Annotated in this window: 6 protein-coding genes; 2 read left to right on the plus strand and 4 right to left on the minus strand. The window is 71.2% G+C overall.

Annotated features, from left to right (window positions below):
• Positions 1 to 14: 14 nt before the first annotated feature.
• Positions 15 to 1,262, plus strand: a complete 1,248-nt coding sequence (locus tag B2869_RS14770; protein ID WP_292768137.1) for an ATP-binding protein — start codon at positions 15 to 17, stop codon at positions 1,260 to 1,262.
• Positions 1,255 to 1,914: a LuxR C-terminal-related transcriptional regulator gene (locus tag B2869_RS14775; protein ID WP_292768140.1), complete on the plus strand. Its 660-nt coding sequence runs from the start codon at positions 1,255 to 1,257 to the stop codon at positions 1,912 to 1,914. The genes B2869_RS14770 and B2869_RS14775 overlap by 8 nt, the downstream gene beginning before the upstream one ends.
• Positions 1,915 to 1,935: 21 nt before the next feature.
• Here the strand turns inward: B2869_RS14775 and B2869_RS14780 are convergent, their stop codons facing one another.
• From B2869_RS14780 to B2869_RS14795, 4 genes are all read right to left on the minus strand, one after another.
• Positions 1,936 to 2,343 (minus strand): DapH/DapD/GlmU-related protein, encoded by a 408-nt coding sequence (locus B2869_RS14780; protein ID WP_017829277.1) that lies wholly within the window; start codon positions 2,341 to 2,343, stop codon positions 1,936 to 1,938.
• 80 nt (positions 2,344 to 2,423) lie between these two features.
• Complete coding sequence (locus tag B2869_RS14785) at positions 2,424 to 3,197, minus strand: DNA-formamidopyrimidine glycosylase family protein (RefSeq protein ID WP_292768147.1); 774 nt, start codon at positions 3,195 to 3,197, stop codon at positions 2,424 to 2,426.
• On the minus strand, positions 3,197 to 3,994 hold the full coding sequence (locus tag B2869_RS14790; RefSeq protein WP_292768150.1) for an EI24 domain-containing protein: 798 nt from the start codon (positions 3,992 to 3,994) through the stop codon (positions 3,197 to 3,199). Before B2869_RS14790 ends, B2869_RS14785 begins: the two co-directional genes overlap by 1 nt.
• Positions 3,995 to 4,017: 23 nt before the next feature.
• The coding region (locus B2869_RS14795; RefSeq protein ID WP_422655922.1) for an Lhr family helicase at positions 4,018 to 4,524 on the minus strand (507 nt) is incomplete at its 5' end.

Genomic DNA, 4,524 nt, shown 5'->3' on the forward strand with positions numbered 1-4,524 from the left:
AATTGGATTGCCACATGTCCTCTTCGGCGCACGTTCCGGCGCGACCCCCGCGTGCCGCGGCACCGCCGCGCCCGCCGTTGACCCGCGATCGCGACTGCCTGGTCGCCGGCGTCAGCACCGGGCTCGCGCGTCATCTCGGCGTGCGGGTGTGGACCGTGCGGGCACTGTTCATCGCCCTCACCCTGTGCGGCGGCGCAGGAGTGCTCCTCTACGCCTGGTGCTGGATGTTCACGCCGTGGGAGGAGGGGGAGGGCGCGCCGACGAGGCGGATGCCGGTGGCCTGGCTGCTGCTCGCTCCCGCGGCCGTGGGGATGCTCGTCGTGCTGGTCTGGCGCGGGGGCAGTGACTGGTTGAGCGGATCGATCCCGCCGGACCTCGCCGCGCTGGTCGTGGGCGGTACGGCGGCGTTTGCGACGGGTGCCGGGCTCTGGGCCACGCTGGTCGACCGCACGGACACGGCTCGAGGACCCCGGCACAGCATGAGCATCCGGATCCTCTCGATCCTGCTGCTGGCTCTGCTGTTCACGATCCTGCTGTCCTGGCCGATCGCTCGATCCGGCGTGGCACTCGTGCTCCTTCCTCTGGCCGGACTCGTGGCCGTGGTCTCGTCGACGTTGATCCCCCGATGGCGCGAGCTCTCGGGTGAGCGCGTGCGCCGCATCCGCGAGGAGCAGCGCAGCCAGATGGCCGCGCACCTGCACGACTCGGTGCTGCAGACGCTCGCGTTGATCCAGAACAGGGCGGGGGCCTCCAGCGAGGCCGCACGCCTCGCCAGGGCGCAGGAGCGCGAGCTGCGTGCGTGGCTCTACGACGGGGACGCCCCGGCCGACAGCGACCTTCCGACAGACCTGCGCGACTATGCGGGAGCTCTCGAGCTCGACTATCCGGTGCGGATCGACGTCGTCTCGGCCGGTCTGTCGACCGAACGTGCGAGCGGGGAGCTCGCGGCGGCCGCCAGGGAGGCGATCCTGAACGCAGCCCGTCATGCGGGCGGCGAGATCTCGGTGTACATCGAGGGGAGTGCTTCGGGTGTCGACGTGTTCATCCGCGACCGCGGCGCAGGGTTCCGGCTCGACGACGTGCCCAGCGATCGGCTGGGCGTGCGGGAGTCCATCATCGGACGGATGCGCCGTGCGGGCGGCAGCGGAGCGGTCCGCAGCGACGAGAACGGCACCGAGGTGCACCTGCGGATCATGACGGGCCCGCTCCAGGACCGCCCGGCCTTGCGGCCGGCACTCGCTCGGGAGGAACAACGTGGCTGACAGCATCCGGGTCGTGATCGTCGACGACCACTCGATCTTCCGCTCCGGCCTGCGTGCCGATCTCGACGCGTGCGTCGATGTGGTCGGCGAGGCGGCCGACGTGCCCTCCGCCATCACCGTGATCGGCGCGACACGGCCGGATGTCGTTCTTCTCGACGTGCATCTGCCCGGCGGAAGCGGCGACGATGCGGCCGGCGGCGAAGCCGTGATCCGCGGTTCGGCACCCACCGGCGCACGGTTCCTCGCGCTGAGCGTCTCGGATGCGGCGGCCGACGTGGTGCGCGTGATCCGTGCGGGGGCCAGGGGCTACATCACCAAGGGCTCGTCCGGCATCGAGGTCAGCAGCGCGGTGCGGGCGGTGGCCGAGGGAGACGCCGTGTTCTCACCGCGACTCGCCGGCTTCGTGCTGGACGCGTTCGGGGCGGTCTCCGGAGAGACCGCCACCGCGACCGACGAGCTCGACCGGCTCTCGGCGCGCGAGCAGGAGGTCATGCGCCTCATCGCCCGCGGGTACGCCTACAAGGAGGTGGCGTCGGAGCTGTTCATCTCGATCAAGACGGTCGAGACCCACGTGTCATCGGTGCTGCGGAAGCTGCAGCTGTCGTCGCGGCACGAACTCACCGCATGGGCGTCGGAGCGGCGCCTGCTGTGAGCCGGCTCAGGGCTCGGCCGGTCAGGCCGCGAGCCACAGGCCCTTCTGGTCCGTCGCGATGGTGAGTCCCGCGGCGACCGTCTCGTCGTCGCCGATCCTGGCGCCGCGGACGATGCGCGCTCCGGCGCCGATGTCGGTGCGGACACCCACGTAGGCGTGATCGCCGATCGCCGCACCGTGGCCGACGTGCGCGTGCGCGTCGACGAACGCGCCTTCGCCGATCACGGCATCCTCGTCGATCCAGGCGCCGCGGGCGATGGTGGCCCCGGCGCCGACGCGCGCCCCCGGTTCGATATACGCACCGGCCTCGATGTGCGCTTTCGGGTGCACCTTCGCGCCGTGCGCGACGAGACCCCGGCCGTTCGCGTGCTTGCGATACCGCAGCGTCGCGCCCTGGTCGTTCTCGATGTCGACGTAGTTCTTACCCACGATTCCTCCCGTGCTCCGGAGTTCTCCGGATATATCAACAACCACGGCAGGGGCGGATTCATTCCCGCGGATGGATGTGGTCAGCGCTGGCAGGAGGGGCACCAGAAGGTGACGCGCTCGCGGGTCGGATCGGCACCCTGCTCGCCGCGTCGGATGAGGGTTCCGCAGCGTCGGCACGGGCGTCCGGCGCGACCGTATACCCAGGTGCCCTGACCCGGGCGATCGATGCCGGTGAAGGTGCGGTGGCGGCGGTCGCGATTGGCGCGGATGGTGCGGACGCCGAGATCGATGAGGGTGGACACATCGACTTCCGGCGTCGGCGTGGTCGGCAGGATTCCGCGCAGGAACAGGAGTTCCGCGGCGTACTCATTGCCGAACCCCGCGACGTTGCGCTGATCGAGGAGTGCGACATGGATGCTGCGCGTATCGGCCCCGAGACGCCTGACCGCTTCGGCCGCGTCCCAGCTGTCGGCGAGGGGATCCGGCCCCAGGTACCCCACGAGCTGGTCCTCGTCGCGCGTGGCGACGACCTCGATCTCGGCGATGTCGACGCCCACGGCTTCACTCCGCGGTGTGCCGACGACGGCGCGCACCTTGAACGCCGGGTGCCGCCACTTCTCTCCCGGGCGGTACGTGAACCAGGCGCCGTCCATGCGCAGATGCGAATGCAGTGTGCTGTCGCCGATGCGCATGAGCAGATGCTTGCCGCGGGGAACCACGCCGTGCACGGGCTGCCCGGTCAGATCGAGCGTGGCGAACCGGGGGACGCGGAGGTCGAAGCGGGTGACCTCCGCACCGGCCAGCGCTTCGTCGAGGCGTCGGGCCGTGCGGAAGACCGTGTCGCCCTCGGGCATCAGGAAGCCCCGAGGGGCGCGGGCGGGGGCGGCGTCGGGGTCGTCGTCGTGGGCAGCGCAGCGGTTCCGGCGCGGGTGAGCATGTCCCGCGCGAGCAGGGTGCTCCCGGCGACGGCGGCGGGCATTATCGCGACGGCGCCGCCGGGGATGAGGAAGCAGAGCTGGGTCGCGACACCGAAGCCGAGCACCCGTGCGCGGCTGCCGGAGAACAGCACGGCTCGGTCGGCGGGGCTGAGGTCGCGGGCGTCGAAGGCGCGGCCCGTCAGTTCGCGTGCGAGCAGCCGACCGGTGAGCACGACACCGGCGATGGGGCCGAGGAATCCGCCGACGGCCGGGATGAGGCCGATCAGCAGCACGAGGATCGCGATCAGGATGCCGAGCAGCACCAGCCGGAGCCCTTCGCCGAGGGCGCTCCAGAAGCTGCCGCCATCGGCAGGGGGAGCGTCACCGAGATCGACCTCGACCGCGTGCCAGATGCGCTGATAGAACGGGTCGCCGATCGTCAGGGTCAGAGCGCTGAACACGACGCTGGCCAGGGCGAGCGCCGCCGCGACGATCACGAAACTCACTGCGGACCGCAGCAGTCCGCGCCACGGTTCGATCCACCCCTCGGCGAACGGCGTCAGCCAGGTGGAGACCGACGGCAGCGAGATGATCAGCGGCACGAGTGCGGCGGCGAGCAGGATCAGCGCGATGATCGCGGGGATCAGTCCGAGCACCATGAGGCCGGGCCGCGTGCGCCACAGCCCGAATCCCCGCAGCAGCGTACGGATGCCGGCGGCGAACTCTCGGATCATGGCTTCCAGCGTAGAGGCATCGCTCAGACGACCTTGCGGAGGGTGTATCCGCGCGGCGTCGCCACGAAGCCGGCCTCCTGCAGGGCGAGCGCGAGTGCGGTGCCGTAGACCCCCTCGCCGTTGATCTTCTCGACGGTGAGGGTATCGAGGCGTCGGCTGCGCGCGGTGGCAGCGAGGTCGGCGGTGGCGGCACGCAGCACGTCGACGTCATCGCTGAACGACAGCACCGTGCGGCCACCGCGTTCCAGGGAGAGCACCAGGGTGCCGTCGACCAGGACGACCAGACCGCCCGCCTTGCGCCCGGGGCGGTGCGACACCCCGTCGAGCTTGGGCCAGCCGAGCGCCGCACCGTAGGGGTTCGCGGGGTCGGTCGCGGCGAGGGTGACGGCCGTGCGGGGTGGTGGATCGGCGAGGCCCGCGTAGGTGCGCAGTCGGTCGACGGTGCCTGAGGCGGCGAATTGCGCGGCGCCGAGCTTCTCGATCACGTAGCCGCGGCGACAGTGCCCCGCCTCTTCGAAACCGGCGAGCAC

Source organism: Microbacterium sp. UBA3486 (assembly GCF_002377845.1).
GTDB classification, from domain to species: Bacteria; Actinomycetota; Actinomycetes; order Actinomycetales; family Microbacteriaceae; genus Microbacterium; species Microbacterium maritypicum_A.